The sequence below is a fragment of the Pontibacter toksunensis genome (genome assembly GCF_042686245.1).
GTDB lineage: Bacteria > Bacteroidota > Bacteroidia > Cytophagales > Hymenobacteraceae > Pontibacter > Pontibacter toksunensis.
Genome location: NZ_JBHUOX010000006.1, coordinates 267,612 through 291,530, shown reverse-complemented (window position 1 = coordinate 291,530; position 23,919 = coordinate 267,612). Strand labels below are relative to the sequence as shown.

General features: G+C 48.9%; 22 protein-coding genes. 8 read left to right on the top strand and 14 right to left on the bottom strand.

From position 1 onward, the window contains the following. Positions 1-46: 46 nt before the first annotated feature. Both ACFS7Z_RS10775 and ACFS7Z_RS10770 read right to left on the bottom strand, forming a co-directional pair. Positions 47-2,680 (bottom strand): valine--tRNA ligase, encoded by a 2,634-nt coding sequence (locus ACFS7Z_RS10775; RefSeq protein ID WP_377484283.1) that lies wholly within the window; start codon positions 2,678-2,680, stop codon positions 47-49. A gap of 243 nt (positions 2,681-2,923) precedes the next feature. Then, positions 2,924-3,274 (bottom strand): 4Fe-4S dicluster domain-containing protein, encoded by a 351-nt coding sequence (locus ACFS7Z_RS10770; RefSeq protein ID WP_115564494.1) that lies wholly within the window; start codon positions 3,272-3,274, stop codon positions 2,924-2,926. A gap of 111 nt (positions 3,275-3,385) precedes the next feature. Between ACFS7Z_RS10770 and ACFS7Z_RS10765 the strand changes: the two genes are divergently transcribed. Beyond that, positions 3,386-4,396 carry an acyl-CoA reductase gene (locus tag ACFS7Z_RS10765; protein ID WP_377484281.1) on the top strand — a complete coding sequence of 337 codons (1,011 nt, stop codon included), beginning with the start codon at positions 3,386-3,388 and terminating at the stop codon, positions 4,394-4,396. A 108-nt stretch (positions 4,397-4,504) separates the two neighbouring features. Here the strand turns inward: ACFS7Z_RS10765 and ACFS7Z_RS10760 are convergent, their stop codons facing one another. The 7 genes from ACFS7Z_RS10760 to pyrF form a co-directional block, all read right to left on the bottom strand. Continuing rightward, on the bottom strand, positions 4,505-5,362 hold the full coding sequence (locus ACFS7Z_RS10760) for a nucleoside phosphorylase (protein ID WP_377484279.1): 858 nt from the start codon (positions 5,360-5,362) through the stop codon (positions 4,505-4,507). 141 nt (positions 5,363-5,503) lie between these two features. Beyond that, positions 5,504-6,472 (bottom strand): oxygen-dependent tRNA uridine(34) hydroxylase TrhO, encoded by a 969-nt coding sequence (trhO, locus tag ACFS7Z_RS10755; RefSeq protein WP_377484276.1) that lies wholly within the window; start codon positions 6,470-6,472, stop codon positions 5,504-5,506. 226 nt (positions 6,473-6,698) lie between these two features. Next, entirely contained in the window at positions 6,699-7,334 is a 636-nt protein-coding gene (locus ACFS7Z_RS10750) for a NeuD/PglB/VioB family sugar acetyltransferase (protein ID WP_377484273.1), read from the bottom strand. Positions 7,335-7,393: 59 nt separating this feature from the next. Further along, entirely contained in the window at positions 7,394-8,674 is a 1,281-nt protein-coding gene (locus ACFS7Z_RS10745; protein ID WP_377484271.1) for a hypothetical protein, read from the bottom strand. Next, positions 8,671-9,960, bottom strand: a complete 1,290-nt coding sequence (locus tag ACFS7Z_RS10740; protein WP_377484269.1) for a DUF2851 family protein — start codon at positions 9,958-9,960, stop codon at positions 8,671-8,673. The genes ACFS7Z_RS10745 and ACFS7Z_RS10740 overlap by 4 nt, the downstream gene beginning before the upstream one ends. 29 nt (positions 9,961-9,989) lie before the next feature. After that, positions 9,990-10,457, bottom strand: a complete 468-nt coding sequence (locus ACFS7Z_RS10735) for a YehS family protein (protein WP_377484267.1) — start codon at positions 10,455-10,457, stop codon at positions 9,990-9,992. Between the two features lie 194 nt (positions 10,458-10,651). After that, entirely contained in the window at positions 10,652-11,482 is an 831-nt protein-coding gene (gene pyrF / locus ACFS7Z_RS10730) for an orotidine-5'-phosphate decarboxylase (RefSeq protein WP_377484264.1), read from the bottom strand. A 123-nt stretch (positions 11,483-11,605) separates the two neighbouring features. Between pyrF and ACFS7Z_RS10725 the strand changes: the two genes are divergently transcribed. Continuing rightward, positions 11,606-12,001 carry a hypothetical protein gene (locus ACFS7Z_RS10725; protein ID WP_377484262.1) on the top strand — a complete coding sequence of 132 codons (396 nt, stop codon included), beginning with the start codon at positions 11,606-11,608 and terminating at the stop codon, positions 11,999-12,001. A 125-nt stretch (positions 12,002-12,126) separates the two neighbouring features. Here the strand turns inward: ACFS7Z_RS10725 and ACFS7Z_RS10720 are convergent, their stop codons facing one another. The 4 genes from ACFS7Z_RS10720 to xerD form a co-directional block, all read right to left on the bottom strand. After that, positions 12,127-12,771 carry a LolA family protein gene (locus ACFS7Z_RS10720; protein ID WP_377484260.1) on the bottom strand — a complete coding sequence of 215 codons (645 nt, stop codon included), beginning with the start codon at positions 12,769-12,771 and terminating at the stop codon, positions 12,127-12,129. A 24-nt stretch (positions 12,772-12,795) separates the two neighbouring features. Next, positions 12,796-15,411, bottom strand: coding sequence for an FtsK/SpoIIIE family DNA translocase (locus tag ACFS7Z_RS10715; RefSeq protein WP_377484259.1), 2,616 nt, complete (start codon positions 15,409-15,411; stop codon positions 12,796-12,798). A 75-nt stretch (positions 15,412-15,486) separates the two neighbouring features. Next, positions 15,487-16,518, bottom strand: coding sequence for a quinone-dependent dihydroorotate dehydrogenase (locus ACFS7Z_RS10710; protein WP_377484257.1), 1,032 nt, complete (start codon positions 16,516-16,518; stop codon positions 15,487-15,489). 433 nt (positions 16,519-16,951) lie between these two features. Beyond that, the gene (gene xerD / locus ACFS7Z_RS10705) at positions 16,952-17,851 is read right to left on the bottom strand and encodes a site-specific tyrosine recombinase XerD (RefSeq protein WP_377484255.1); all 900 of its coding nucleotides are present in this window, start codon (positions 17,849-17,851) and stop codon (positions 16,952-16,954) included. A gap of 178 nt (positions 17,852-18,029) precedes the next feature. Between xerD and aroQ the strand changes: the two genes are divergently transcribed. From aroQ to ACFS7Z_RS10680, 5 genes are all read left to right on the top strand, one after another. Further along, a complete protein-coding gene (gene aroQ, locus ACFS7Z_RS10700) occupies positions 18,030-18,482 on the top strand; it encodes a type II 3-dehydroquinate dehydratase (RefSeq protein ID WP_377484253.1) in 453 nt (150 codons plus the stop codon). 85 nt (positions 18,483-18,567) lie between these two features. Continuing rightward, entirely contained in the window at positions 18,568-19,629 is a 1,062-nt protein-coding gene (locus ACFS7Z_RS10695; protein ID WP_377484251.1) for an aminotransferase class V-fold PLP-dependent enzyme, read from the top strand. Between the two features lie 147 nt (positions 19,630-19,776). Next, the gene (locus ACFS7Z_RS10690) at positions 19,777-20,337 is read left to right on the top strand and encodes a MarC family protein (RefSeq protein WP_377484386.1); all 561 of its coding nucleotides are present in this window, start codon (positions 19,777-19,779) and stop codon (positions 20,335-20,337) included. 159 nt (positions 20,338-20,496) lie between these two features. Next, the gene (gene rnhA / locus ACFS7Z_RS10685; RefSeq protein ID WP_377484249.1) at positions 20,497-20,961 is read left to right on the top strand and encodes a ribonuclease HI; all 465 of its coding nucleotides are present in this window, start codon (positions 20,497-20,499) and stop codon (positions 20,959-20,961) included. Positions 20,962-21,090: 129 nt separating this feature from the next. Continuing rightward, positions 21,091-21,810, top strand: coding sequence for a tRNA1(Val) (adenine(37)-N6)-methyltransferase (locus ACFS7Z_RS10680; RefSeq protein ID WP_377484246.1), 720 nt, complete (start codon positions 21,091-21,093; stop codon positions 21,808-21,810). Positions 21,811-21,900: 90 nt separating this feature from the next. Here ACFS7Z_RS10680 and ACFS7Z_RS10675 read toward each other — a convergent pair whose 3' ends face one another. Then, positions 21,901-23,241 (bottom strand): saccharopine dehydrogenase C-terminal domain-containing protein, encoded by a 1,341-nt coding sequence (locus tag ACFS7Z_RS10675; RefSeq protein ID WP_377484244.1) that lies wholly within the window; start codon positions 23,239-23,241, stop codon positions 21,901-21,903. 126 nt (positions 23,242-23,367) lie between these two features. Here ACFS7Z_RS10675 and cdd point away from each other — a divergent pair, with 126 nt between their 5' ends. Continuing rightward, positions 23,368-23,850 (top strand): cytidine deaminase, encoded by a 483-nt coding sequence (cdd, locus tag ACFS7Z_RS10670; protein ID WP_377484242.1) that lies wholly within the window; start codon positions 23,368-23,370, stop codon positions 23,848-23,850. Positions 23,851-23,919 lie beyond the last annotated feature (69 nt).

Sequence of the window (23,919 nt, the reverse complement as noted above, 5' to 3'; positions counted from 1 at the left end):
AAAAGCGGCCCTTACTGTTTTACTGGATTTCAACTTATTCATAAATTTACAGCGCAGCCAGGCTTTGCTCAATGGCACTGATTCTGGCTTCTGCGTCAGCTTTTTTCTTACGCTCGCCGGCAATCACAGCCTCCGGAGCACCACTCACAAACCGTTCGTTGCTCAGCTTCTTATCAACTGAATTCAGGAAGCCTTTTGTATACTCCAGCTCTTTTGTCAGGCGCTCACGCTCGGCGGCCACATCAATGTTTCCCTCCATCGGAATGAAGAACTCGTCGCTGCCCACGATAAAGCTGATAGCGCCCTCCAGAGGTTCTTCAACAAAATGTATTTCGTTGAGGTTAGCCAGCTTGTGCAGAATGGCCATAAAGGCGCTGTAGCTTTCCTGATTTGCCACTTTTATGTGGAGATCCAGCTGCTTGTTGTTCGGGATATTTTTAGAGTTCCGGATATTACGAATCGAACCTACCACATGCAGTACGTTCTCCATTTTCTGAATGATCTCCTTATCGAACTTATTTTTCTTCGGCCAGGCTGATACAATTAAGAACTCCTTCTTCTTACGCTCCTTCAGGTCGTGCCAGATTTCTTCGGTGATAAAAGGCATAAACGGGTGCAGCACCTTCAATACATTTTCCAGCAGCCTCACCGTGGCGTCTACTGTTTGCCTGTCTATTGGCTGCTGATAAGCAGGCTTTATCATCTCCAGGTAATTGGAGCAGAAATCGTCCCACACCAACTTGTATACCGCCAGCAGGGCATCTGATATACGGAACTTGCTGAAGTGGTCTTCTATCTGCACAAAGGCCTCGTTAAACCTCGACTCGAACCAACTGATGGCCGTATCGTTCGGGCACGGCAGGTTATCATCTATCTCCCAGCCTTTTAAAAGCCGGAAAGCATTCCAGATTTTATTTGTGAAGTTACGCCCCTGCTCTACCAGTTTCTCATCATACAGCAGGTCGTTACCGGCTGGTGAGCTAAACAGCATACCGGCGCGCACACCATCTGCACCAAACTGCTCAATCAGGTCCAGCGGGTCCGGGGAGTTACCCAGCGACTTAGACATTTTACGGCCCTGAGCATCACGCACGATACCTGTCAGGTATACATTCTTGAATGGCATTTCCTTTCGGAACTCGTAACCGGCCATGATCATACGTGCCACCCAGAAGAACAGAATCTCCGGCGCCGTTACCAGGTCGTTGGTTGGGTAGTAGTACAGGATGTCTTTGTTGTCTGGATCTTTAAAGCCATCAAACACCGAAATCGGCCACAGCCATGAAGAGAACCACGTATCCAGCACATCTTCATCCTGACGCAGGTCTGTCAACTGTAGCTGTTCGTCTCCGCTTTCTCTGCGGGCAAGCTCAAGTGCTTCCTCCGCGGTAGTAGCCACTACGTGCGATCCATTAGGCAGGTAGTAAGCCGGAATACGCTGACCCCACCATAACTGGCGTGAAATACACCAGTCACGGATGCCTTCCATCCAGGAGCGGTACATGTTCTTGAACTTGGGCGGGTGCAGGCGAATATCATCGTTCATCACCGCCTCCAGCGCAGGCTTCGCCATGGCGTCCATTTTGCAGAACCACTGCATAGACAGGCGCGGCTCAATAACGGCACCCGTACGCTCTGACGTCTGCAGCACGCTCTGGTACTCTTCTATCTTCACCAGCAAATCTGCCTCCTGCAAGTCCTTTACAATGTTGCGGCGGGCGGCAAAACGGTCCTGGCCCACATACAGCTGCGCCTGTTCACTTAGCGTCCCATCGTCGTTCAGGATATCAATGATAGGCAGCCGGTGCTTCTGCCCCAGTTCATAGTCGTTCAGGTCGTGGGCAGGCGTTACCTTCAGGGCTCCCGTACCAAACTCAATGGAAACATACTCATCCAGGATAACCGGAATCTCTTTGCCCAGCAGCGGAATGCGTACGCTCTTGCCGTGCAGGTGTGTGTAGCGCTGGTCTTTCGGGTTAACGGCCACTGCCACGTCGGCCATAATTGTTTCGGGGCGGGATGTGGCCACGGTGATATACATTGGTTCCGAGGTGGGACCATTTACCACCTCGTACTGCAGATGATACATCTTCGCCATCGTTTCCTTTGGAAGCACTTCCTCATCAGACAGCGCTGTGCCGCCTTTCGGGTCCCAGTTTACCATCCGCACGCCACGGTAAATGAGGCCCTTGCGGTAAAGGTCTACAAACACCTCAATCACGGCAGCACTCATGCTGTCTTCCATCGTGAAGCGGGTACGTTCCCAATCGCAGGAAGCACCCAGCTTTTTCAACTGCTCCAGAATAATGCCGCCGTACTTTTCTTTCCACTCCCAGGCATAGGTGAGAAACTCCTCCCGTGTCAGGTCTTTTTTGCTGATGCCGCGCTCATGCAGCATCGCCACCACCTTTGCCTCTGTGGCAATAGAGGCGTGGTCGGTGCCTGGTACCCAGCAGGCCTCTTTTCCCTGCATGCGCGCGCGCCGAATAAGCACATCCTGTATCGTGTTGTTGAGCATGTGCCCCATGTGCAGCACACCGGTCACGTTCGGCGGCGGAATCACGATGGTATAAGGCTCCTTGTTCGGGTTAGGCTCAGAGTGGAAGAAGCCATGCTGCATCCAGCTGTCGTACCACTTCTGCTCTATTTCTTTGGGATTATATTTCGTTGAAATCGACATCGTATACAGTTTTCCTGTGAGTTTGGGAATTCAAAATTAGGTAATTTGTGTCAATTGTTGCTTGTCTGAGTTAGGATTTACCGGATATGGAGTATACACAGAAATCCTTTGTCAGTATAGTTGACAAAGGATTTCAATTGTGGAATTTCAAATCCTGTTCATCTCTCCAATCCTGGAAATCCTGATTCAGACAAAAAAAGCCTGCCGGGAGAGGCAGGCTTTTCAGCTTTTAGCGGCTAATTCTTAGGCCACCTGGTGCAGCCAGTCTTTCTTAGCCAACAGCTCTTCCTCTGTCTCACGGTAGTCCGGGTCATCGACACAACAGTCCACAGGACAGACAGCAGCGCACTGGGGCTCCTCATGGAAGCCCATACACTCTGTACACTTATCTGAAACGATGTAGTAGAACTCATCCGAAATAGGTTGCTGTGGTGCATCACCCGGAATGACTTCGCCTCCGTCGATTTCCACCTCTTTCAGTTCGGTACCGCCGCCCCATGTCCAATCCATGCCACCTTCGTAGATAGCAGTGTTTGGGCATTCCGGTTCGCAGGCTCCGCAGTTTATACACTCATCGGTTATCATTATCGCCATAGTCGTATCTCCTGTATTTTTTTATACTTTTGTATATCTTATTCTTTTCAACAACAAAATTAGGAACATTAAGTATCCCTATCAAATAAATTTTCAACGCACGTATTTGCCATGACTTTAGAGAACAGGATTGAGGCTTTCGTAGAACTTGGGAAACAGTTGCGAAAATTAACCCCGGAAGACCGGCAGGCATGGGCGCAGGCGGCCATGTCACGCAATACCTGGTTTACCGAAGAAAATGTTTCCTGTGCTTTAAATGGCATCATACAGATGCTGGAGGAACAATACCTCCGTGAATGGCTTTACCCTTACCACCTTAAACAGGTTACACCAAAAAAGGTTGGCGTGGTGATGGCAGGCAACATCCCGATGGTGGGCTTCCACGACTTTTTGGCGGTGCTGCTAAGCGGACACTACCTCCTGGCAAAGCTAAGTACCAATGATGAACCGCTCATCAAGCGCCTTGCTGATATGCTGGTAGGTATTGAGCCTGCTTTTGCGAATCAATTTGAGTTTGTAAATCTTTTAAAAGAGGCTGATGCTATCATCGCCACTGGCTCCGATAATACCGCCCGTTATTTTGAATACTACTTTGGGAAGCGCCCGCACATTATCCGCAAGAACCGCAGCAGCATTGGCGTGCTCACCGGACACGAAGAGAAAGACGATCTGCAGGCTTTGGGAGAAGACGTTTTCCGCTACTATGGCCTCGGCTGCCGCAACGTATCCAAAGTATTTGTGCCGGAAGGCTATACCTTTGATAAGTTTTTTGAGGCAAACGCCGAACGCAAGAGCCTGCTGGATCACCACAAATACCAGAACAACTACGACTACAACAAGTCTATACTGCTGGTAAATCGCGTGCCGCATTTCGACAACGGCTTTATGCTGGTGCAGCAGAGCGAGGCGCTGGTCTCTCCTATTTCCGTACTATTTTATGATACCTTTAGTACACTGGTTGACTTACGGCAGAAGCTAAAGAGCATAAAAGACAAGACGCAGGTGGTAGTATCCGCGCATGGCTGGCTGGAAGGAAGCATTCCTTTTGGCGAAGCGCAACGCCCGATGGTGTGGAATTACGCTGATGGTGTAGATACGCTTGCTTTTTTGCAGAAACTGTAACAACGCAAATTCAAACTGCTTCTACTGTTAGAAGAAGAACAATAAAAACAAACAGCCCCGGCATTCAAACTGCCGAGGCTGTTTGTTTTTGTAGAGTAGAAACCAAGTCTACACTCTTTCCAGCACTTTCACAATCAGGTCATCAATCACCTCGTCTGCGTTGGCAGCAAAGGTATGTAATACACGGTTGGCCACCATGGCGTTTAACGACAGCACCTCGTGGCCCAGCAGGCGCCCCATACTATAGTAGCCTGCGGTTTCCATCTCAAAGTTCGTGAACTTAAAATCGTTCAGCCGGAAGTTGTGGTATTGTTGCAGCAGGTCTGGGTTACGCAGCCCGGCCCGCAGTACCCGGCCCTGCGGTGCGTAAAAGCCCGGGCAGGTAAGCGTGTTTCCCGGAATCATATCATAGGCTATTTTCTTAATCAGGCCTGCAGAGCCATTCACACAATAAGGCCTGAAGCCTATGCCCAGCGCATCCTGCAGTGCCTGCACAAGCGCAGCTTCTTCCACGCTTTGCTCCAACGGGTAAAACTGCATCAGCGTGTCAAGGCCTACTGCCGTATGAGACGCTAGGTGACTTCCCAGAGGCACCGTTTCCTGTAAGGCACCTGAGGTCCCTATCCGGATGATGTTCAGCTTTATCTTCTCCTCGTTGGGCTCCCGCGACTGAAAATCGATATTCACCAGCGCATCCAGCTCATTCATGAAGATATCAATATTGTCGGTGCCCATACCAGTGGAAATAACAGTCAGCCGCTTGCCTTTGTAGTACCCGGTGTGGGTTACAAACTCGCGCTTCGCCACGGCCACCTCAATTTCATCAAAGTACTTGCTGACTTTCGGCACCCGCTCCGGGTCACCAACTGTAAGGATGGTATCTGAAATATGCTCCGGTAACAGGTTCAGGTGATAGATAGTACCGTCTGGGTTTATAATTAATTCGGAGTCTGGAATTGCGGCCATAGGTTATAATTTGGGCTTAGGAGACAAGATGCAGGACGTAAGATTTACAGTAGTCTTACATTTTGTAGCTCGTTGTAGGTTAAAAAAGCGAAAGAGCGTGGGCTTTTGTGCCACACGCTCTTTCTTAGCTTTAGAGAATACTTATATTTGTACGTCAGATTTCTTCCGGCGGTTGAATCCTTTCAATGGATTGTAGCCATTGGTAGCTTTCTGATAGTAGCCAGTGCCGTCGTACGGGCGCTTCTCAGGGTGATCTTTACACTCCGTAGAGCAGGCACCGTCCATCTCCCAGCCACACTTCTCGCATATGGGCACGTGCAGGTTACAAACAGGATTTGCGCAGTTCACCATGCGGTCGCTCCTGGTGCCGCACACGTGGCACTCTGACACGACTGTTGGGTTTACCTTGTTTACGTCCACGGCCACACGGTTATCAAACACATAGCACTTGCCTTCAAAGTCCTCTCCTCCTGCTTCCATGCCATACTTGATGATACCACCGTGCAGCTGGTATACGTTCTCAAAACCCTGCTCCAGCAGGAAGGCACTTGCTTTTTCGCATTTGATACCGCCGGTACAGTACGTCAGAATTTTCTTATCCTTATACTTTACTTTCAGTTCATCTACCTTCTCCGGAAACTCACGAAAGTTCTCGATGTCCAGCGTCACGGCATTCTTGAAGCGGCCCACGCTGTGCTCATAATCCGAGCGCACGTCCAGCACCACCACATCGTCTCGGTCCTTCATATCCTTGAACTCCTTCGGCGATAGATGCACACCGGTACGCGCGTTCGGGTCGATGTGCAGCATACCGGAATGCACAATCTCAGTTTTGGTGCGCACATGCAGCTTCGTAAAAGCATGGATGTCCGACTCATCCACTTTAAAATCAATTTTAGCGAAACGTGGGTCTGCTTTCAGCGCCTGCATATACTTCTCGCAGTTCTCTTTTGAGCCCGACACGGTGCCATTCAGGCCCTCATTTGACACAATGATGCGGCCTAGCATGTTCAGTTCCAGGCACAGCAGGTGATGCTCCTCACGGAACGTTTCCGGGTCTGCTATCGGGGAATAGCAGTAATAAAGCAGGATGTTGTATGGTTTGCTCATAACGGCTTAGATTCAGCTAAGTGTTAAATTTGATTGTTTGCTCCTCCGGAGCTATTGTTAAAATGTTTAATTGCTGCATTTGATTGTCAGATGGACGCATTGTTCATCTTTTTCAACAAGTAAACAGTTTAGCCATCTAACTATTCAGGCGGCAAAGGAAACAACTGCATTTCAGCCTGAAAATGATATTTATCAGTATCGTAACAGCCCTGGCAAGTATAAAAGTTTACTTTACGGGAGCAGCGGGGTTACCAAACACAGTGGCTTTAGCAGGTACGTCGGCTACTACTACGGAGCCTGCACCAATGCGGGCATTCTTCCCTATTTTAACACCAGACACCACCACAGCACCTGAACCGATAAATGCTCCTTCTTCCACTACCACTTCTGAGTTAATAATGGCACCAGCGCCAATCTGGGCAAAGTCCCCAATCTCAGCATAGGCGTCTACCACCGCCCTGGCCTGTATTAAAGTGTAGTTTCCGACTTTGGCATTGTTGTTTACCACCGCACCTGCGGCTATCATGTTTCCATGCCCCAGCCACGCATGTTCCGATACAGAACTGAAACGGTGAATGGCGTTGACCGGCACTACTTTGTACTCCTCTTTCAGCATCTTGATGAGGCCTTTGCGGGCAGCAGCATCTTCTACCGCTACAAACACATCGCACTTGTTTCCGATGAGCTTCAGAAACTCATTGTCTTCTGTGCTGCTCATCACCGACACGTTGTTTACCTCCTCCTGCTGCAGTTTTCCGCTGTCGTCGAGGAAGCAGTATACGACTACGCTGTTGCTGTTGAAAATATCTAAAGCGGCTGTACCCAGTTTCTTGGCGCCTAATATGATTACAGGATTTTGCATCTCTCCATCTTAAATAAGGCGCAAAGGTACGAATTTGTAAGAGAGTTTGAAAGTACGTGTTATAGCTTTAAATCCTGTAACAGGCGCTGTGCAAACCTGTTCTGTAACAGCAGGAAAACAAGGAAAGGCAGAAATACAATTCGGTAGCGGCTAAGCGAGCCGAAATTAGGTGTGGTGAGCCCGACAATGCCCCCCAGCAACAGCACAAACAGCAGAAACAGGACGTGCACCGGCTCAACTTTCAGGCCTGGGTTCTTTACAGCGGAAGCAAGAGCCATAACTGATAACAGTAGCAGAAGCAGGTTTTCCAAGCCCATGAGCACATACAGTGCTTCCCAGGCCTCACCAAAAAAGGGACGGTACACAGCGCTAAGCAGCGCCTCCGGATAACTTAAAATGAGACCTTTCACAGAGGGAGCCATATTCTCAAGCACTATGTGCGGACCATGCAAAGACATTTTCAGCATAGCGACATAGTTCCGGGTGCTGTGCTCTAGAAGATAATCCATTGGCAAATAGTCCTGCAGCAGCACAGTCAGTAATACCCCAACAAAGAAAGAAAGCAAGAAAAAGAACACCTGCCGATGCATTAGCACTTCTACCTTTTCGGCCGCTCTTTTAACGATGATGTACAAGAGTAGCAGCGGCACAATTACAGCACTATAAAAAAGCTTTATCCTGATGAAAACGTACAGCATCATCGGCAACAGCAGGATGTGCCAGAAAGAAACACGCTGCCCGTGTGCCACGGAGAATGCAAAGGCAACAACCCAGCACATACTGCCAAACATGAACGCATCTTTTGACAATCCCGCACTCCAGAAAGCGACAGATGGAAAGAAAAAGAAAGCGGCTGCAGCTGCCGCGCGCCACTGCGGAAACAGTTGACTTAACACAGCCACTAACCGGGCAGCTCCCCAGAAACTGAAAAGCGACAGGTAAAGCGCATTGAGGTAATAGAAGCCTGCGGTAAACAAGTTGAGAACACTCAGCAGCTTAATGAAGTAAAATGAATTTGAGAAATCAGCGAATTTTGTAAAAGGCACTGTTGCCCGAAACGCCTCACTCTCAAATACATTAAAAAACAAGAGCCTGAGATAACCTGCTGCATTTTGTTTGGCATAAGCTGTTAGCAGCAGAGAGGCCTTATGGTAGGTGGTCGTGTCGCCTCCGGCGTAATAATAGGTATACAGCAGGCCCAACAATACGCCACAGACCATTTTAAAGATAAGCGCAGGGTAGAAGTATGGCTTGATTACTTTTGTCCACTCCTGCCGTTGCATCCAACCCAAAAGCCCTCCTAGCAACAGGAGGTTCAGCACGTAAATAAGTATACTCACGCGGCAGAACTGCTTTGCTTCATCACTTTATTCCCGATGGCACACTGCATGCAGTTTACCGGTCCACAGTACCGCTTGTACAGGCTGAGGGCAGCCTGGTTGTCGGCTGCTGATTTGGCCTGCCAGCCCAGTTCCTCATAATGGCGCGTTATCCTGTTGCTTTCTTCCTTCAATTCTTCCAGCAGCGATACTGCTTTTTCCAAGTATAACCGATTGTCGCTATAACTGGCGTAGGCAGCCAGAAGCGGTACTGCTACATTAATGATAAGATTCTGGACGCTGCTTTTCCCCATGCTTTTCTGCAGGCCTTTGCTCTGCTTACCAAAGAGGTAATGCTCCTGCCAGTATGCAGACACCGGGGCTTGGAACAGCGCTGCGTATTGCTTTACAGTTTGTGCCTCCAGTACTTTTGAGAAGAAAGCCGGTTGTTGATGCAAAACGGCAGCTAGTTGGGCGAGCCGTATTGTCGGGAAGTTGGCGGGACGCATGCGCAGGAAATTCCAACGGTGGCGCGGCATGGCCTGTGGTGTTAAGGTATACTTATGACTCAGGAAAGCATACTCCTGCTGTAGTTGTGTTGCGTATGCATCCTGTGCTTCCTCTAAAAAACCAGCCTGCCCAAACAGCAGCGCCTCCAGTTGCAGCACATGCTGCTGGTGCCGCCGCACCACCGGCAGCGGCAGTGCCTTGGCCAGCTCCTCAAATGCCTGCTGATTTGCCTTAAAACCAAAACCACGAAGCAGGGTGTAGTAAGCTGTCTGTTCCCAGTCGTTGCTGTAGCTTTGTAGTGTTTGCAGCACCTCCACTCCTTTTGCCTCCAGTCGTTCCACCAGCGCCCGCTCCAGCATCAGCGTTTTTGTTATCGGGGGCACAGCAGGCCAGAAAGCCGCACAGGGCACAGCATCCTTCGCCTGTTGCAGCCGCTCATAGGTCTGCAGCAGCGAAAGGTCTACACGTTGCTTCAACGCCAGCACAGGCACCAGCGTGCCATCTATCCTGTAAACGGGAACATCAGCCTCCCACACCACATGCAGCACCACCTGGTCATACTTCTCGTCGAGTTGGTGCTGGTGGCGGTGCCAGTCGGAGGCCTTTAAATGGATTTCAACACTCCCGGACCACTCTACCTCTGCTATTTTCAGTAGCGCTTCTCCAAAATCAGGTCCGGCATCTGTATTATAGTAACCAATACGCAGCACCTGTAAAGGCTCTCCTTCCGTAGTCGCTAAATCTAATTTGCTGAAGTACTGGTGCTGCCAGATGTAGTGTAGGAAATCTTCTTTCATACCAGTGTGGGTTTAGGAGAGCAGTAGTTTCACTTTTCTTTGCCATAGTACTCTTCCTGCATGCCATGCAGGAAGTTACGCAGGATCTGGTCCTTTAGCGGGCGGTACTGGGGCTGGCTTGGGTTCCGGAAGAAAGCACTCAGTTCAGCTTTTCCAAGCCTGAAGCGCACACGCTCAAGTATATTAATTATTTCCTCGTCCTTTAGGTCAAGGGCAATTTTGAGCTTCCGCAGGATGATATTGTTGTTCAGTTTTTTCTCCGGCGCAGGTTGCTCTCCTTCTTTTTTGCCGCGTTTCTCATTGATAAACCCGTTCAGGAATGCCGCCAGGTGCTCATCATCTATCTCCTTGCTCTCCGGGTCATCTTCCTTCTTCAGCCAATCACTTACCTCGGCACGCGTTACCTGTTTGCCGCCCGATGCAAAGAGGGCTATCATTTCGGAGTCGTTGTAGTCAAAGGTATAGCGGATGCGACGCAGGATATCTTTGTTGGTCATGTTATCTGGATTTCTTTAAATGTACTATACAAACCGGATTGCTTTTTCTGTACCCTCTTACCAGCCAAAATACGAGCTTATCACCAAAACTACGATATAGATTTGCTTTATTGAAAGCTCCTTGATAGCCAGCTTTATTTCTCATTAGTTCAAAAATGGCTATAGCTGCACGATACATTAAGTTCAGGTATATTTTATACGTGCTGCACGTACTGCTCTAAGTATGTTTCCATCTCACGCTGCACAGCCATAGCTTCTTCCCGTGCTCTCTCGGCAAAATCGCGGCCGGCGGAGGCATAGATGATGCCCCGGGCAGAATTTACCAGCAAACCGCACTGCTGGTTCATGCCTAACCTGGAGATGTCTTCCAAGCTTCCGCCCTGCGCTCCCACGCCTGGCACCAACAGGAAATGGTTCGGCACCAGTTTCCGCACCCGCTGCACATACTCGGCCTGCGTCGCGCCTACTACATACATCATTTGGTCTGGAGTGGCCCAGGTAGCGCTGGTACGGAGTACCTGCTCGAACAGGTATTCCTCATTCCCGTCTTCGAGGCGCAGCATCTGGAAATCCTGGCTTCCGGCATTGGAAGTTAAAGCTAACAGAATTAGCCATTTGCCTTCCTGTACCAGAAAAGGCTTCACCGAATCGGCTCCCATGTAGGGCGCTACCGTTACGGAATCAAACTGCATTGTCTCGAAAAAAGCACGGGCATAGAGTTCTGAGGTATTGCCAATATCACCACGCTTGGCATCGGCAATAGTAAAGATATTATCTGGTATCACCTGCAGCGTTTTCTCTAAACTCACCCACCCTTGCGGCCCTTGTGCCTCATAAAAAGCAATGTTTGGTTTATAGGCCACACATAAATCAGCGGTAGCTTCTATTATCTGGCGGTTAAACTCGAACACGGGGTCTTCGGTATCCAGCAGGTGCTGTGGCAGTTTTTTTGGGTCAGTGTCGAGGCCGATGCACAGGTAAGACTTCTTCTGTAAAATCTGCTCGAAAAGCTGCTCTCTTGTCATGGCGTGGGAAAGGCTATGGTTTACACAAAAGTATAAAATTGAGGCAGCCAGTAAAACATAATTCTCTTTTCATGCCTTTGCAACTAAACTTACCCGATTAGGGTCATAACAAAAAGACACACTATGAAAAAGATATCTATTCTATTAACCCTGATAGGATTTATCTTCTTAGGCTGTTCTAAAGAGGAAGATACTGTTTCGCCTCTGGATAGTTATCCTGTACCGGTAGTGCAGGTTAATGCGCCGGAAGCCGCCTCGGTTGGAGAAACTGTGACAGCAACCGTTTTCTTTTCAGTTAACAACGGCTGCGGAGAGTTTGGCAGTTTTGAAGCAGCCAGAAGCGGAAACACCATCACTGTAAAGGTTTACCCTCATTACCGGGATGGCTTCTGTACGCAGGCGTTCGTCACCCGTGAAGTCACCTATACTTATAAGCCTGAAAAAGCAGGTACCTATACATTTAAATTCTGGGCGGGAGAAGACCAGTACAATACTAAGTCTATTGTGATATATCAGTAGTTTGCTGCCGTGAAGTACACGACAACAACCTGCCCGCCACGAAAACAAATTTCATATTAATACTAAAAAGAAAGCGGCTGCTCTCGATGAGAACAGTCGCTTTCCTAAAATTGGAATAAGTTTATTTATCTTAAATCTACTACTTCAACACCTTTATACTTGGCTTTGTTGAAAGTAAAGGCATCGGAGGCTAGTGTTGGATTTGCCTGGAAGTTCTTGATAGTATAGATATAGCGGTTGCCGTTGTTACGGAACATCTCCCAGCTCTTTAAGGTCTTGTCCTTCTGGTTGATAAACAGACGCACCTTGTAAATCGGGTTCTTACGGTCTTCCGGAGCAAGCTCAATGACATCGTATTTGGCACCTTCTAATGTCTGTGTACCGGCATAAGAGTACTTGTAGCCTTTTTTATACATGTCGAAGATCTTGCCAGGAGACATAGACTCCGCCTCTTCGTCACTTTCCATGATGGTTACTTCGTTCGCATCTTTCAGGAAAGTCCACATCAGCTTACCGTCGTTTATGATTTCCTGGCCACTTACGCCTAAACGGTATTTCCCGCCGCTAACTATAATATTACCAGCCATTGTCTCTTTTACTTTGGCTGAAGGATTTTCCAGTGTCTGAGCGAAGTCAGCTTTAAAAGCCTTCATCACTCTGTATTTCTGACTCATGGCATCCAGAATCTTAGTTGCCTTTGGGTCTTGCTGCGCCTGTGCCAGGTTTACAAACAGCAGGGCAACAACTAGTAGAGATAATAATTTTTTCATGTCCTTAGGTACTCGTTTAAAGTTCTACCCGAGTGTATTCAATAACTGTTCCAAACTGTATTCGTCCGGAATCAAAACTTCACGGGCCTTACTTCCTTCAAACGCTCCCACTACCCCTGCAGACTCTAACTGGTCAATTAAACGGCCTGCGCGATTGTAACCCAGCTTCAGGCGGCGCTGCAACAGCGAAGTACTTCCCTGCTGGTGCTGCACAATAATACGGGCGGCTTCCTCAAACAAAGGATCACGGTTAGATGGGTCAAAGTCTGCTTTCTCGTTCCCGCTCTCGTCCCCCACAAACTCCGGCAGCAGGTAGGCATCATCATAGCCTTGCTGATTCCCGATAAAATCACAGATGCGATCTACCTCCGGCGTATCCACAAAAGCACACTGGATACGAATCATATCAGAACCAATGGAGAAAAGCATATCGCCCTGGCCAATCAGCTGGTCGGCTCCACCGGCATCCAGGATGGTGCGGGAGTCAATCTTAGAGGTAACTTTGAAGGAGATACGGGCCGGGAAGTTGGCTTTGATGATACCCGTAATTACGTTCACTGACGGGCGCTGCGTAGCCACCACCAGGTGGATACCAATGGCTCGGGCCAACTGCGCCAGACGCGCAATCGGTGTTTCCACCTCTTTGCCTGCTGTCATCATCAGGTCAGCCAACTCGTCGATTACCAGCACGATGAACGGCATAAAACGGTGCCCTTTTTTCGGGTTCAGCTTACGCTCTACAAACTTGCGGTTATATTCTTTCAGGTTACGGCAGCCGGCGTCTTTCAGCAGGTCGTAGCGCATATCCATCTCCATACAGAGCGAGTTCAGCGTGTTCACCACCTTCTTTGTATCGGTAATGATGGCCTCATCCGTGTCTGGCAGTTTCGCCAAGAAGTGGCGCTCAATCTTATTGAACAGGGATAACTCCACCTTCTTAGGGTCAACCAGAACGAACTTAAGCTGCGAAGGATGGCGCTTGTACAGCAGCGAGGTCAGGATGGCATTCAGACCAACTGACTTACCCTGGCCCGTGGCTCCTGCCATCAGCAAGTGCGGCATCTTCGCTAAATCCGTGATGAATACCTCGTTAGTGATGGTTTTCCCGAAGGCAATCGGCAGGTCCATATCGCTCTTCATGAACTTTTCTGTAGCCAGAATAGACTTGATGGAAACCATCTCTTTCTTCGTATTCGGCACCTCAATACCGATGGTTCCTTTACCCGGAATCGGAGCAATAATACGGATACCCAAAGCGGCTAAGCTTAGGGCAATATCATCTTCCAGGTTTTTGATTTTAGAAATCCGCACACCCGCATCCGGTACAATCTCATAAAGGGTAACTGTCGGACCAATGGTGGCTGAGATTTTTGCAATCCCGATGTTATAGTGCCCCAGCGTCTCGACAATTTTTACTTTGTTTGCCTCCAGTTCCTCTTTGCTTACCTGTATTTTATTGATGCCATAATCCGTCAGCAGGTCGATGGTTGGGTATTGGTAGCGGGCAAGGTCCAGCGTTGGGTCGTAATTTTCACCGGATATAACCTCTGCTTCTTCCTCTTCCGGTGTTTCAGCTATCTGCAGCGGCATGTCTTCTTCTGCTGCTTCGTCGTATTCATCAAAGGAATCCTCTAACTCTATTTCATCATTCTGCTCAATGTCCAGTTCCAAAGGTGGCATGGCTGATTTGGCAGGCGCAGGAGGTGTTTCCTTCTTTGGCGGGATAGAATTCAGCTCTATTTCCAGCGCACGGTTTATCTCATCGTCGTCCTCTTCAAACGGAACCTCCTCTTCATACTCCTCCATTTCCAGCGAAGCAGTCGGGTCGGCGTTATGATTGATGCCACGGGTATCTGTACCCAGTACATCACCTAATGAAGAAGCATGGTTTCTTTCCGGAGCAGTATCAGTTTCCACAGCAGCCGATTTCATGCTCCAGTTGATGCTCGTAATGTTAAAGAAGCTGACCAGGAAGAGCAGCAGCAGGAAACCCAGCAAGAGCCAGGAGCCCCAGCCAATGAGGCTGTTAAGCCAGATTGCAGCCTCAACACCGATGCCACCGCCTAAAAAGCCCAGTCTTCCAACAGTATCAGTGGTAAAAACAATATAACCCAGAATCAGGCTGGTCCAAAGCATAGAAAAGCTGCATAGCCCCAGCACATAGGTCATGGAGATGTTCACGCGCTTAAATACAATGCCTAAGCCTGCAAAAAAGAGCACAGGTATAAAAAAGAAAGCACCAAGACCAACCCAGTCGTAGATGAAAATGTGCGAAAGCCAGGCTCCAAACAAACCCAACCAGTTTTCTGCTTCCTGCCCCGTCTCTTTCAGGCCGGTGCCATTCACTGTTTCCACCACACTCTGGTCTGCATTACCTGTAAAGAGGTAAGAAACAAAAGCGATGGTCAGGAAAAAGGAAAACAGCAGAAAAGTAAAGCCGACGGCCAGTTTAAAGCGGCGGTCCTGCAGAAAGCCAATCCTGAAACTGGGCATCGATGGCAGCTTGAAAGACCAGTTCCGTTTCTCCTTCTTTGGCTTTGCTCCCTTTGGCATGTTCGCTCCACGTGGCTCATTCTTACCCCGCAGTTCATTCTTCCGCGCTGCTTGCAGCGTATCGTCTCTGTAAGTGTTCTTGGCCATACCCTTGACTAAAGTTGATTTCCAAATTTACAATTTTTCGCATCATTGCATGCGTAAATCTGGAGGCAAAGTAAATTATCTGGAAAGCAGCTTCTTATTGATTTTAGTTATCAGCGCTGGCCCTTCATAGATAAAGCCTGTGTACAACTGCACCAGGTCTGCTCCCGCCTGCAGCTTCTCCACAGCATCGTCTGCTGTCATGATGCCGCCTACGCCAATTATGTGGATTTCGGGTGGCAGGAACGTGCGCAGGTGCCGGATAATCTGGGTGGCGTGCTGCCGCAGCGGTTTCCCGCTCAGCCCTCCCATACCCATCTCCGTCACGCGTTGCTCCGGTGTTACCAGCCCTTTGCGGCTCACCGTGGTGTTCGTGGCAATGATACCGCTCAACTTCGCCTCTACCGCAATCTCAATGATATCATTAAGCTGTGCCATGTTCAAATCAGGGGCTATTTTGAGTAGCAGCGGCTTTGGCTTCGGCATTTTTGAATTTTGCTCCTGCACTGCAAGCAGCAGCCTTTTCAGCGGCTCTTTGTCCTGAAGTGCCCGTAGGTCTGGGGTATTGGGGGAACTTACATTCACCACAAAATAATCCACCACATCATACAGTGCCTTAAAACAATAAATGTAGTCCTTCAGGGCCTCCTCGTTTGGGGTGACTTTGTTTTTCCCGATGTTGCCCCCTACAATGACCTTGCTTTTGCGCTTGCGAAGTCTTTCCACAGCAGCATCCACGCCTTTGTTGTTGAAGCCCATGCGGTTGATAATGGCCTGGTCCTGTGGCAGACGGAACAGGCGCGGCTTTTCATTACCGGGCTGTGGCTTGGGTGTGAGTGTTCCAATCTCCACAAAGCCAAAGCCGATGTCTCCCATCTCATCCACCAACATGGCGTCTTTGTCAAAGCCAGCGGCCAGGCCAACAGGATTCGGGAACTTCAGTCCAAATAACTCACGCTCCAACCGCGGGTCCTGAACATTAAACATGCTTTTGCTGATGCCCTGCGCGTACGGCAGTTTCAGAGAAGCACGCAACGCACCTGTTGTCAGGTAATGAACATTCTCTGGATCAAACTGGAAAAGGAGCGGGCGCAGGAGACTTTTGTACACAGCGGATATGGTTGTTGATGGTTAGACTGGTTGTAATAGGTGTTGGCAAAGATAGAAAGGCTGTGAATACTTTGCTCGGGAAATAACAGAAAGGAAGTTTATCCTTCTACATCTTCTCCGCCCTTGTTGGTGTTTTCACCAACAACTACCTACATGCTGCTGGTAGGACAGCTCATAATCCGTAATCTAGACCTCAGGGTGATATAAGGCAAAGGCAAAGGCAAAGGCAAAGGCACAGCCATAGCTTCATAGTCAGGGTTTAGTTGTTGGTGAAAACACCAACAACGGCGGGCGGCGGTTACCAACAGCGAAGTCTCAAATCTACATCTATAGCCCTGACCTCACTGTATCTTCCAGACTTATAGATGTCTCGCTGATTTCTAGCACCAGACGCTCGCAGGAGCTGCGCACGCTGCGAGGTCTCTGGAATAAATCAGCTTCTTGGGTGATAATCCTTTATCACCTGCTTCAGGTAATCGCGGTCGAGGTGGGTGTAGATTTCAGTGGTGGTGATGGACTCGTGGCCCAGCATCTCCTGTACGGCGCGCAAGTCGGCACCGCCCTCTATGAGGTGTGTGGCGAAGGAGTGACGAAATGTGTGCGGGCTTACCGTCTTCTGAATACCCGCTCTGGCTGTTAATTCTTTGATGATGGTGAACACCATAACACGGGTCATTTTAGCCCCACGCCTGTTCAGGAACAGGATGTCTTCGTGGCCTTTCTTGATGGTAAGGTGGCAGCGAATCCCCTCGCGGTACAGCTTGATGTGCTTCAGCGCGTCGCGCCCAATCGGCACCAGGCGCTCTTTGTCTCCTTTACCTGCCACTTTCAGGAAACCCATGTCCTCATACAGGTTGCTAATCTTCAGGTCAATCAACTCTGAAACACGCAGACCGGAGGAATACAGCGTCTCCAGCATGGCGCGGTTACGGGTGCCTTCCGGTGTAGAGAGATCGATGACGTCCAGCAGCTGCTCTATCTCATGGAAGTGCAGGGTATCAGGCAGTTTGCGCGATAGTTTCGGTGCTTCTATGGTGTCTGTAGGGTCGTTCTGCAGCATATCCTCCATTATCAGGAATTTATAAAAGGCACGGATGCCCGATAGCGTACGGGCCTGTGAATGCGCCGTCATGCCCAGTTCTCCAATCCATTCCAGAAAATCCCGGAGTATGGCAGGTGTAATGTTCTCCGGCGACACCTGTAGCTTCTTCATCTCCAGGAATTCCGTTAGCTTCCGGATGTCACGGTGGTAGGCCTCCACAGAATGGCGCGAAAGCGACTTCTCCAGCTTCAGGTACTCTTCAAATTGTTTAATACAGATGGGCCAGTTCATTTTTGTAATTTAGAGATTTAGAGAGTTAGAAAGTTAGAGAGTGGCGTTTACAACAATAATTAACCAACAAACAACAGTTTGACCATCCAACAATTAAACAATTTTTCTCTGGCAAAGATAGTTAATCTGTACCTTTGTATCCTCGGAAATTTGCAAGAACGCATAACAAGACCATACTATGAAGATCATCATCCTGAATGGCCCTAACCTGAACCTGCTGGGCACCCGCGAAAAATCTGTTTATGGCAACCGCTCTTTTGAAGACTACTTTGAGGAGCTGAAAGAAGCATTCCCGGCGCTGGAACTCACTTACTTCCAGTCAAACACAGAAGGCACCCTAATAGATAAACTGCATGAGGTAGGCTTCAGCGATTTCAAAGGAATCATATTTAACGCCGGTGCTTACACGCATACGTCAGTAGCCATTTCTGATGCCATTAAGGCTATCGAGACACCGGTGGTGGAGGTTCATATCTCCAATGTGTATGCGCGGGAGGCCTTCCGCCACAAAAGCATGCTAGCTGCCTATTGCAAAGGTGTTATAGCCGGTTTTGGCTTGGAGAGCTATCGCCTTGCTCTTCAATACTTTGAGCGCCTGAAGCCAAAACAAATCGGATTTGGTATAAAGTAACCGCAACAAGCGGCGTTATATATTCGTCTATTATATATTTACAATTATATAGTGCATATACTATATTTTTTGTATCATTACACGTATGCTTAACTTCTATCCCGGCCCATCCAAACTGTACCCTGACGTACGCAACTACCTTGTAGATGCGTATGACGAAGGTATACTGAGCGCGCCGCACAGAGGGGAGCAATTCGTGCAGCTATCACGTGCAGTGGTGGGCTCTTTAAAGCGCAGGCTCAATATTCCGCAGGACTACTTTGTCTTTTTTACTTCGTCGGCCACTGAGTGTTGGGAGGTGCTGATTCAGAGCCTTACCAAACACAAGAGTTACCACATTTACAACGGGTCGTTTGGGGAGAAGTGGTGCCAGTACGCACAGAAGCTACGCCCAAAGTCCGAAGGCTTTCAGTTTGACCTGAACAGCCCGATGCCTGTGAGCGAACTGGAAATCAGTAAGGACACAGAACTAATCTGCTTCACCCACAACGAGACGTCCAACGGCACGCAGGTATCCCCTGCCTGCATTCTGAACCTGCACAACCGCTTCCGCGACACCCTCATTGCCGTGGACGCGACCTCTTCTATGGCCGGGCTGAACCTGAAAATGATTAAAGCCGATATCTGGTTTTCCTCTGTTCAGAAGAACTTCGGGTTGCCACCTGGGCTGGCCGTAATGGTTTGCTCTCCGCGTGCCATTTTCAGGGCAAAGCAGATAGGAGAGCGAAGTCATTACAACAGCCTGGTGTCGATGTACGAGAAGATGCTAAACTACCAGACTACGCATACGCCCAACATCCTCAGCATTTACCTCCTCAAGCGGATGCTGGAAGACCGTCCCTTCATCAAGACCATCGATATTGAACTGACGGCGCGGGCGCAGGACCTTTATACCTTCTTCGGCCAGTTCAATGATTTCAAGCTGCTGATAGAGCATGAGGACGTGCGTTCAAAAACTGTTCTGGCGCTTCAGGCAAGCGAGAAACTGGTAGACGATATCAAGAAGCGGGCGCTGCACCACGACATGCGCCTCGGCAACGGCTACGGTCCCTGGGCACGTAACACATTCCGCATCGCTAACTTCCCTGCCATCACCGATGAGGAGTACGAGGAACTGAAACGCTTTTTCCTGCACTATTACGCATAAGTCTGCTACCTTTGCGGCCTGAAAACCTGCTGAGTGCACTACCTTCTCATTAGCAGAAGAAAAAGCGCACTATTAGGAAGTACCAGCCGCATTTCCAGTTGCACTGGTACAGCATCTGACAAAAGAAAAGAAGTGGACTTAAATTCAATTTTCAGTTTCAAAGAGATAGCCTCCGTTACCCTGACCCTCTTTGCCGTCATTGACATCCTGGGCTCTATTCCCATCATCATTGATCTCCGCAAGCGGGAGGGAAAAATAGAATCCGGTAAGGCAACCATCGTTTCCGGGCTCCTGATGATTGCGTTCCTGTTCTTGGGCCAGTCTATTCTCAAGCTCTTTGGCATCGATTTTCAGTCTTTTGCCATGGCTGGTGCCATCATTATCTTCCTAATTGGCCTGGAGATGATTTTGGGCAAAGACTTTTTCCATTCTGATCCGGAATCGAAGAGTGGCTCTATTGTACCGCTGGCGTTTCCACTGATTGTAGGTGCCGGCACCATGACGACGCTTCTCTCACTTCGTGCAGCTTATTCCCTCCCGAACGTGCTGGTGGGCATTGTGCTGAACCTGGGCTTTGTTTATGTGGTACTGAAAGGTTCGGCCACCATTGAACGCAAACTAGGAAAAGAAGGAGCAAACATACTCCGGAAAATCTTCGGCATCATCCTGCTGGCTATTGCCATAAAGCTATTCAAAACAAACCTTTAGTTAATTTGAAAATATGGAGATTTGGAAATTTGAAGATGCTTGAATCACAACACTGAAATATCCTTTGATACAAAAAACAGGAAATTTAAAAATGAAGTGATTGCAGAACCGCAGTTAAATTCTAAAACCTCCTCATCTTCAAATTTCCAAATCTAAAATATGATAGAACTCTTCACAGATGGCTCTTCCCGCGGAAATCCTGGCCCTGGTGGCTATGGAGTGGTACTGCGGTGGAAGCAGCATGTAAAAGAAATGAGCCAGGGCTTCCGGAAAACAACCAACAACCGCATGGAGTTGTTGGCTGTGATTGTGGGGCTGGAGGCTATCACCAAACCAGGTATGCCCGTTACCATCTACTCCGACTCTAAATACGTGGTGGATGCGGTGGAGAAGCGTTGGGTATTCGGCTGGCAGAAGAAAGGCTTTAAAGGCAAGGCAAACGCAGACCTATGGGCTCGTTTTCTGCGCATATATCCCAGACACCAGGTGAAGTTCGTGTGGATAAAAGGGCACGCCGGCCACCCCGAAAACGAACGCTGCGATGAACTGGCAGTAGCCAGTGCACTTTCACCTAACCTGCTCATTGATGAAGGCTTCGAATCCGGTGCCTCTCAGCCGAGTTAAAAATCAATTTTAAATAAATGACTTTTTAATGACTGAATTCATCAAACTAGGATGGTAACAAGAGTTCTGGTTCTGCTGTAGTTCGGTTACTTTTTCCCTACAACCTATCCTGTCATTCAAAATTAATTCATGCCTAACACCTATTTCCAGTTTAAGCAATTTCGGATAGAGCAGGATAAGTGCGCGATGAAAGTATGCACTGATTCCTGTGTGTTTGGAGCAGCTGTTGATGTAGCCGGCGCGCAGCGCATACTGGACATTGGCGCAGGCACTGGGTTACTGTCGCTCATGGTGGCGCAGCGAAGCCAAGCTTTCATAGATGCGGTGGAAATCAATCCGGAAGCACAGGTACAGGCGGCAGAGAATTTTGCTGCAAGCCCTTGGGCAGAGCGGCTATACCTGCATCCTGTGTCGCTGCAAAAGTTTGCAGAAAATCACCAGGTGGAGCCATATGACATCATTCTTTCAAACCCACCCTTTTTCCTCTTCTCCCTTAAATCACCGGATTCGGCTAAAAACGCAGCCAAGCACACAGGGGAACTGTTGTTTGAAGATATCCTGCTTTTTGCAAAGCAGTGTTTAGCCCCAACAGGCAAGCTATACCTGCTCCTTCCTCCTGCTGAGGCTGCATTGTTCAGAAAGTTAGCACTGCTACATAACTTTAACTTAGCTGAAACGACAGAGGTCTACACATACAGAGGCGGGAAGTGCATCCGGCATATTCAGACCTATACTGTTTCTTTACCCGTGGCTCCTGCTGTAAAACAGTTCTTTATTCGCGAGGAAGATAAAGTCACTTATACTTCTGAGTTTGCTTTGCTGCTGCAGGAGTACTACCTGCAGTTTTAGTTCGCCCCTGCTTTTGTCGCAGACGCTCGCAGGAACTGCGCACGCTGCGAGGCCTTTAGGAGCAGAAGCAGTGGGCAAAGCTTACTACTCCTATAGCACCCGCTCCTTCTCTATGAAGTCAATTCCGAACTGCTTTAGCTCCTCCAACACGGGCCTATATAGTTCAGGATGTATTGGTATGACGACACCCTTGTTCGTGATTTGACCTTGGAGCAGTAATTTGGCCAGAATCCCTACAGGCAAGCCTACTGTTTTCGCCATGGCTGTGTGCGTTTTATCATCGCCTGTAGCAACTAAAGTAGCGGTTATTTCGCGCAGCTCTCCATCCTGCTCATACTCGAACAGGTGCTGCATTACAATCATGTCTTTATCACCTGGAGCCAAGGCCCACTTCGCCTTCAGGATTTTCTCCAGCACCTGCGCTGGTGTGGCCCCGGTCATTTCTATCGGTGTCTCCTCAAATAACCCCAGCCATACTAACTTTTGCATTACAGCTCCATCAGCCGGAATGGCTACATAAGCCGCTAATCGCTCTGTAATGCTTTGGCCTTCGCTTGTAGCAGGTGGCAAGAAGGCTTCTACATAGCTGCGGTGTGTCATCTTCTCGGATCCTTCCAGTGTGTAGCTGTCGTCGGTCAGGCCCAATTTCACAAACACGTCCCAGGCGGCACAGTAGCCAGGACGGCGCAGCGTGCCGCGCAGCATCGTCGGGATGCCGTCCAGGCCGTATGGTTCGCGGTAGCTCAGCGAATCACGGTTAGCGTAGCCCTCAAAATGGCCGTACCCTTCTACAAAAAAATCATCAGTACGCCTGAAAAGCTGGTGATACGGAATGTATTTATACTCCCCGTTCTTGATGTATTTTGCTGTGCTTTGCCCTGCCAGCACAACGTTCCGCGGATTCCAGGTAAATTTGTATTGCCAGGGGTTGGTGTCAGATTCGGGAGCCACAAGCCCACCGGTAAAAGACTTAAAGGAAGTAAGCTTTCCCCCAGCTGCCTGTATACGTTGTATTAGAGCCATTGCCGACATATGATCTATGCCTGGGTCTAAGCCGGATTCCATCATAATGGTCAAACCTTTCTCCTGTGCCTCCTCGTGCAGTGTTTTAAAAGCAGGAGTTACATAGCTGGCAGTGATGAGGTTCTTGTTCTGCTTCAGGCATTCCTGCGCCACATGTATGTGAAATGCCGCAGGCAGTAACGAGATAACCAAATCTGCCTGACGCACTTCCTCTTCCCGCTGTCGATCGTTGTGCACATCAAAGTTTATGAGATCGACACAGGTAACAACATCCATTAAGGGTTGCAGATGGGAAACAGCGATGTCACCAATCCGGATGCGCCAGTTTTCTGTTGCAGCCTTATCACACAAATACTTAATAAGGGAGGCCGCCGATCGACCGGCACCGAGAAGGAGAATTCTTTTCATAGCAATGGGTGTGGTTCTGGTTTAAATTAAACATTCGTTCCTATCGGGGAAACGCGAACTGGTTTTGTCAGATAATTAACTTAAATTTATAGCCCTTTTCTAATTTTTAGACCTACTCCTGACGAAATGGCTAGTAAACTTGATGTGAACATAAGTGTAGACGTACTTGACAACGAAGAACTGACTGAACAGGAGCGGCAGGCCATGCAACTGGCCCAGGAAGCTGCCAACGATGCTTACGCTCCTTACTCTAACTTTTTGGTGGGTGCTGCCCTGGTGCTGGAAGATGGCACCATGTTCAAAGGAAGCAATCAGGAAAACGCTGCCTATCCCTCTGGTCTCTGTGCTGAGCGCACTGCCTTGTTTGCCCTGAGCGCTCATCACCCTAACAAAAAAATCAAATTGCTTGCCGTAACTGCCCGCCGCAGAAACGAAAAGGCGTTTCTGCCAGCTATGCCCTGTGGGGCTTGTAGACAGGTTATGGGAGAATACGAATACAAGCAGCAGGAGGATATTCCGGTCCTTTTACATGCACCCGATGGTAAATTCTACCGTTTCCAAAAAATGGCGGATTTGCTTCCCTTCCAGTTCACGAAGGACAACCTCTGAAGTTAGAGAGTTAGAGAGTTAGAGAGTTAGAGAGTTAGAGAGTTAAGGAGGTACTGCTTTTACAATCAG

Bases quoted from the DNA above. Each gene is read 5' to 3' on its own strand.
- ACFS7Z_RS10735 (WP_377484267.1), bottom strand. From the start codon at position 10,457: ATGACCAACAAAGATATCCTGCGTCGCATCCGCTATACCTTTGACTAC.
- ACFS7Z_RS10680 (WP_377484246.1), top strand. From the start codon at position 21,091: ATGCCTAACACCTATTTCCAGTTTAAGCAATTTCGGATAGAGCAGGAT.
- trhO (WP_377484276.1), bottom strand. From the start codon at position 6,472: ATGAGCAAACCATACAACATCCTGCTTTATTACTGCTATTCCCCGATA.
- ACFS7Z_RS10765 (WP_377484281.1), top strand. From the start codon at position 3,386: ATGACTTTAGAGAACAGGATTGAGGCTTTCGTAGAACTTGGGAAACAG.
- ACFS7Z_RS10715 (WP_377484259.1), bottom strand. From the start codon at position 15,411: ATGGCCAAGAACACTTACAGAGACGATACGCTGCAAGCAGCGCGGAAG.
- ACFS7Z_RS10775 (WP_377484283.1), bottom strand. From the start codon at position 2,680: ATGTCGATTTCAACGAAATATAATCCCAAAGAAATAGAGCAGAAGTGG.
- cdd (WP_377484242.1), top strand. From the start codon at position 23,368: ATGGCTAGTAAACTTGATGTGAACATAAGTGTAGACGTACTTGACAAC.
- ACFS7Z_RS10725 (WP_377484262.1), top strand. From the start codon at position 11,606: ATGAAAAAGATATCTATTCTATTAACCCTGATAGGATTTATCTTCTTA.
- rnhA (WP_377484249.1), top strand. From the start codon at position 20,497: ATGATAGAACTCTTCACAGATGGCTCTTCCCGCGGAAATCCTGGCCCT.
- ACFS7Z_RS10750 (WP_377484273.1), bottom strand. From the start codon at position 7,334: ATGCAAAATCCTGTAATCATATTAGGCGCCAAGAAACTGGGTACAGCC.
- ACFS7Z_RS10740 (WP_377484269.1), bottom strand. From the start codon at position 9,960: ATGAAAGAAGATTTCCTACACTACATCTGGCAGCACCAGTACTTCAGC.
- ACFS7Z_RS10695 (WP_377484251.1), top strand. From the start codon at position 18,568: ATGCTTAACTTCTATCCCGGCCCATCCAAACTGTACCCTGACGTACGC.
- ACFS7Z_RS10770 (WP_115564494.1), bottom strand. From the start codon at position 3,274: ATGGCGATAATGATAACCGATGAGTGTATAAACTGCGGAGCCTGCGAA.
- pyrF (WP_377484264.1), bottom strand. From the start codon at position 11,482: ATGACAAGAGAGCAGCTTTTCGAGCAGATTTTACAGAAGAAGTCTTAC.
- ACFS7Z_RS10675 (WP_377484244.1), bottom strand. From the start codon at position 23,241: ATGAAAAGAATTCTCCTTCTCGGTGCCGGTCGATCGGCGGCCTCCCTT.
- ACFS7Z_RS10720 (WP_377484260.1), bottom strand. From the start codon at position 12,771: ATGAAAAAATTATTATCTCTACTAGTTGTTGCCCTGCTGTTTGTAAAC.
- aroQ (WP_377484253.1), top strand. From the start codon at position 18,030: ATGAAGATCATCATCCTGAATGGCCCTAACCTGAACCTGCTGGGCACC.
- ACFS7Z_RS10760 (WP_377484279.1), bottom strand. From the start codon at position 5,362: ATGGCCGCAATTCCAGACTCCGAATTAATTATAAACCCAGACGGTACT.
- xerD (WP_377484255.1), bottom strand. From the start codon at position 17,851: ATGAACTGGCCCATCTGTATTAAACAATTTGAAGAGTACCTGAAGCTG.